2 protein-coding genes are annotated in these 878 nt (G+C 62.1%); both read left to right on the top strand.

Annotated features, from left to right (window positions below):
• On the top strand, positions 1 to 262 hold a 262-nt coding region (locus EN893_RS35885), incomplete at its 5' end, for a DUF1732 domain-containing protein (protein WP_128362262.1).
• A gap of 3 nt (positions 263 to 265) precedes the next feature.
• A partial coding sequence (gmk, locus tag EN893_RS35880) for a guanylate kinase (protein ID WP_128362261.1) occupies positions 266 to 878 on the top strand: 613 nt, incomplete at its 3' end.

Below are 878 nucleotides of genomic sequence, written 5' to 3'. Positions count from 1 at the left end.
GCATATGGAGGCGGCGTTCCTGGCCACCAAGGCCGATATTCGCGAAGAGATCGACCGGCTGAAAACGCATGTCGCATCCGGCCGGGCACTGCTGGTGGGCGGCGGCGCGGTCGGTCGCAAGCTCGATTTTCTGGCACAGGAATTTAACCGCGAATCGAATACGCTGTGTTCCAAATCGAATGCCGCAGCCATCACCGCGATCGGCCTGGACCTGAAGGCGGTGGTCGACCAGTTTCGTGAACAGATCCAGAATCTGGAGTAGCCGATGGTTGCCAAGGATTTGGGGTCCCGCATACGCCGCCGGGGCCTGATGCTCGTCCTGTCGTCGCCGTCCGGCGCCGGCAAGTCGACGATCGCGCGCAATCTTCTGGAAAGCGATTCCAGCCTCGAACTGTCGGTCTCGGTCACCACCAGGCCGCGCCGTGGAAGCGAGATCGAAGGCGTCCACTATCATTTTCGGACGATGCGCGAATTCGAGCGGCTTCGTGATTCCGACGCGCTGCTGGAGTGGGCCGAGGTGCATGGCAATTGCTATGCGACGCCGCGCGAACCGGCCGAACTGGCGCTGTCCGAGGGGCGCGACATGCTGTTCGACATCGACTGGCAAGGCGCCCAGCAGCTCAAGGAGAAGATGCGCGCCGACATTGTCTCGATCTTCATCCTGCCGCCATCGATGAAGGAGTTGAAGGCGCGGCTGAAACGTCGCGCTGAAGACCAGGAGGCGGTGATCGAGACGCGGCTGAAAAACGCCCGCAACGAGATCGAGCACTGGAAGGAATATGATTTCGTCATCGTCAATGATGACCTTGACCGCGCCTTCGCCGAAGTGCGCGGCATCGTCGTCGCCGAGCGGCTAAGACGCGACCGCCGGCCAGGCC

This window comes from Mesorhizobium sp. M7A.F.Ca.CA.004.04.2.1 (assembly GCF_004022825.1).
In the GTDB taxonomy this organism is placed as follows: Bacteria; Pseudomonadota; Alphaproteobacteria; order Rhizobiales; family Rhizobiaceae; genus Mesorhizobium.
The sequence above is the reverse complement of the archived record's forward strand: the minus strand, read 5'-3'. Positions and strand labels throughout refer to the sequence as shown.